This window comes from Microcoleus sp. B13-B6 (assembly GCF_036705405.1).
GTDB lineage: Bacteria > Cyanobacteriota > Cyanobacteriia > Cyanobacteriales > Microcoleaceae > Microcoleus.
The window spans coordinates 1-3681 of sequence record NZ_JAUBUJ010000218.1; the positions used below are offsets into that span (position 1 = coordinate 1).

3 protein-coding genes, 1 tRNA gene and 2 pseudogenes are annotated in these 3681 nt (G+C 45.3%); all 6 read right to left on the reverse strand.

Annotation, left to right across the window (positions count from 1 at the left end; genetic code table 11):
• Nucleotides 1–77: 77 nt before the first annotated feature.
• Nucleotides 78–462: pseudogene (locus QUB35_RS38625) on the reverse strand (transposase); the annotation flags it as partial.
• Nucleotides 459–836: pseudogene (locus QUB35_RS38630) on the reverse strand (DUF6932 family protein); the annotation flags it as partial. The pseudogenes QUB35_RS38630 and QUB35_RS38625, both read right to left, overlap by 4 nt.
• A gap of 80 nt (nucleotides 837–916) precedes the next feature.
• Entirely contained in the window at nucleotides 917–1108 is a 192-nt protein-coding gene (locus tag QUB35_RS38635; protein WP_333148321.1) for a hypothetical protein, read from the reverse strand.
• 16 nt (nucleotides 1109–1124) lie between these two features.
• Nucleotides 1125–1213: transfer RNA gene (locus QUB35_RS38640), tRNA-Ser, on the reverse strand.
• A 153-nt stretch (nucleotides 1214–1366) separates the two neighbouring features.
• Complete coding sequence (locus QUB35_RS38645; RefSeq protein ID WP_333148323.1) at nucleotides 1367–2494, reverse strand: patatin-like phospholipase family protein; 1128 nt, start codon at nucleotides 2492–2494, stop codon at nucleotides 1367–1369.
• A 47-nt stretch (nucleotides 2495–2541) separates the two neighbouring features.
• Nucleotides 2542–3666, reverse strand: coding sequence for a mechanosensitive ion channel family protein (locus QUB35_RS38650; RefSeq protein WP_333148325.1), 1125 nt, complete (start codon nucleotides 3664–3666; stop codon nucleotides 2542–2544).
• Nucleotides 3667–3681: the final 15 nt, after the last annotated feature.

Here is a 3681-nt window from a genome sequence, read left to right on the forward strand (position 1 = left end):
GACTAAGAAAAAATCCCTTTCCTCTTGGTGGCGTTTTGTCAAGTACAATTTATACAAAATTAGATGCGTTTACCCTGATAAAATATCCAAGTCTCCCAAACAAATTTGGAGCTGAATGCCGTTGAGAGAACCCGTCCACAAATAACTTAATCCCAAGAGTCTTTTGACGGTATTAAAAGCATCTTCAATCCTCCAGCGCCTACGATATAAATCTGCCACAACGTAGGGAGGTAATACATGAGGATCTAGTACGCTTGTTAAATAAGAATGCCAAATCTTACCTGAACGAACTTCAATCAGACGTAAGGTAATAAATGGAGTTTTTGCCGTTCCTGACCCGAGTTGCCACCCTTCGGGGTCTTTTTTCTTCAGTTCCTCATCTTGCTCTAACGCCCTAAGAGAATATTCAAATTTTCGGGCGCATTCTTGACTATATTCATACTCTTTTTCATTTTTAATCATGGGTTCCACCTTAATAAATCTATAGCAATAAGGCCCTTAGGATTTAACTGTCTGTCACGCTGAAAGAATTCTATAGAAGTTAAGCCGTAATCTCCTACAGGTTGATCTGAACGAAAAATTTCACCTTTATATTTGGATTTCTGTGCGCTACGATCCAAATGATTTAGTAATCTAGGGGCATTTTTTCGGAGATAATCGTAATCGACATCCTCGCTATCCCAACAAGCATCAAAATCTCCTGGGTCTGGCTTAATGGTAACAAAGCTGCCGTTGATATAAATTGTCCGGCAACCACCTGCTTTGAGTTGCTCCATTGCCATTCGCAGTCCGCGCATTAAACGCAACCTCAGCTCGTTGCTTCCAAATCGTTCTACAAATTCTTCCCATTAGCAAAAATGAACTCCTGGGGGTAAGTTGCCGTTTTCGCCGAATCCTGGAATCACTTACTCACACCTTAACACAGATGAAGATCCGGCTCTTGAGCGTACCATATTGCGATCGTTGTTGGGAAAATTGCGATCGCAGCGATAGCTTCATTGACGATCGCGGCCGACTGAGGTGGCGCTACCGATCGCCAAGAGAGAGCAAAAAATAAGCGCAAAACGCAACTTTTAAGGGTATTACGAATCCAAAACCCTTGATTCATAAAGCATTAAATAGAACGGAGAGGGAGGGATTTGAACCCTCGAAGGATGTTAACACCCTTAACAGATTAGCAATCTGCCGCTTTCGACCACTCAGCCACCTCTCCAAGATGACAGTAACTAACTATAGCACACACATCTTATTTTTGCCAACCCCTAATTTAAAAATCCCTCAATCCCTTAGTCTGTATACTTTCCGCCGCAGGCAAAAGGCAGATTTTACCCAATATCCGCCTCTGGCCCAACTCCAGACTCGAAACCTACTCCCCAAATCCCCTAGCCTTCAAGTGCTTTTCCCAACTAAAATTGGAACTCAAAAAGAACCTCTTAGTATACAAATATCCCAAGCGGTACAGGTGAGCCTTGCGATCGCCATCGAGATTAAAGTCCGTCGTCGTCACCCCAGCATCAGTCACATCAATATTAATCACCCTGCCCTTATCCATTTCTCGCTGGTGATAGCGGTCTCTTGCTTTCATCATCGTTCGGAACATCGCCGCCAGCATCGACAGCGGAGTATCAATCTTAGCTTTACTCTCAATTCCAGTATCGACCAATCGAAACCCAAAGGTAAACCAGCGCGGCATAGCAGGAGTCGCACCGACGGATTGTTTGTCATAAATCCACAGGGGGAAATTGCTCAAAATTCCGCCATCTACAATTAAGTCATCGCCGAGTTTTCCTGGTTCAAAAAATAGCGGAATACTCATCGACAACCGAACGGCTTCAGCCACGCTAAAATGTTCAGCACTTTTGAGTCGCAACTGCTCGTACAAAGGATCGGAATCCGTCGATTCGCGTCGGTGTAAGTCGTCGGGCAGCACCAACATTTCACCGCGACTGAGGTTGGATACTACTACTTTTAATTCCCGCTCTTTTACGATTTCTTTGACATCGGCAAAAGTGTGCAAGTTACCTCGACCGAGCATTGCTTCCAGCCACTGCCGGAACGGCTGCGCCGAATATTCTCCCATCTGACGGCTAACTGTGAGGAAAAGCAGCGTCCAAGCAGGAGATTGCAAGTCGTCTGCGGGGTCGCCGTTTAAAATTAGAGGACTGTTTTTTTGAGTTAAAAATATGCTGTAATCGAGCTGTCCTAAAATTTCCTCTAAATCATCTATTGACAAGTCGGTTGCCAATACTGCGGCAGTAATTGCGCCTGCAGAAGTGCCGGCCAATTTTCGCCACTGGATGCCCAAATCGCTACAGCACCTCAGTGCTCCTAAAAACGCAACTCCGCGCACGCCACCGCCTTCAAAAACCCCGTCGGCATAGATTTGACCGTTTTCGTCGGGAGGCGGAAATTTGCTGAGAATTGTTTGTTTTTCGGTGGCGGTGATTCTGACACCGGGTTCTTGCAAAATTTGCTGCGGATACCACTTGCTCATGGGAAATACCTCGGATCGATTTGGGATTTTAGATTTTAGATTGATATCTATTGTTCTTGATTTTTGTCGGCATCCATTGCCTCTTTGACGTATTGTTGAACTTGCGATCGCACTTGTTCGTAGGCCACCGACGCGCACCAAGGTCGGAGAGATAAAATAGTTGTATCTGGAGTAATCTCAGCTACCAAACAAGTCGGGGGCGGATTTTCCAACACCAGCGGGTGAGAGTGGGCAATTTCTAATAACTCAGCTACAGTTGGACGAATTGGTCGATCGCCAATATCAATCTTCAAGTCTACTCGCCTCGTTCCCATTGCCGTTGTATTTTTCAGTGTACCGTTAAACAACTGATTGTTCGGGACAATAATTTTTATGCGATCGTCTGTCACCACGGTTGTTGAAAAAATCCCGATGCTGTCCACCACTCCCTTAACATCGCCAGCTTCAATCCCATCCCCGACTTCAAAAGGCCGCAAACTAATCAACATTACCCCAGCAGCAAAGTGCGACAAAGTATTTTGCCACGCCAAACCTATCGCCAAACCCGCGGCACCCACCACCGCAACCACGCTGGTAGTTTGAATTCCCAACTGACTCAAAGCGGCGACTACTCCCACTACCAAAATCGTAATTTCAGCAGCTTGAACTAAGAATTTCCGCAGGGTGGCTTCGGTGCGACTCAGTGCTCGGCGAGTCACGCGGCCCGCAAAGCCGATCGCAAATCGCGTAATTAACAAAATGCCGATCGCCCACAGCAGTTGAGGTACAATTTTAAACCCCAATTCTACGAATTTTTTCGAGAATTCTTGGGCTACTTCCAAGGCTTGTGTTCTTTCTGCATTTAGCTGAGAATAGAAGGTTTGGGCTATTGGTAAAAACGTCTGAATAACTGTCATATCAATTGGGAATTGGGAATTGGGAATTGGGCATTGGGAATTGGGAATTGGGCATTGGGCATTGGTAAACGCGGTCTCAGTCTTATCGATCACTCCGAGAGTCCGACAGGGGTTAAAAACCCCTGTCTCATAGCTAAAGTCCTCTAAAAGAGGACTAAAATCAATAATTTCCTCGTTCAAACTCTTGAGTCGGTTTAAACTGATATCTTGCACCATTGTCAGCAACAGGCAAGATGCCTGTTCCACAAAATATAAATTTTCTTGTGGAACAGGCATCTTGCCTGTTCATAA

Bases quoted from the DNA above. Each gene is read 5' to 3' on its own strand.
- QUB35_RS38635 (WP_333148321.1), bottom strand. From the start codon at position 1,108: ATGAATCAAGGGTTTTGGATTCGTAATACCCTTAAAAGTTGCGTTTTG.
- QUB35_RS38645 (WP_333148323.1), bottom strand. From the start codon at position 2,494: ATGAGCAAGTGGTATCCGCAGCAAATTTTGCAAGAACCCGGTGTCAGA.
- QUB35_RS38650 (WP_333148325.1), bottom strand. From the start codon at position 3,666: ATGCCTGTTCCACAAGAAAATTTATATTTTGTGGAACAGGCATCTTGC.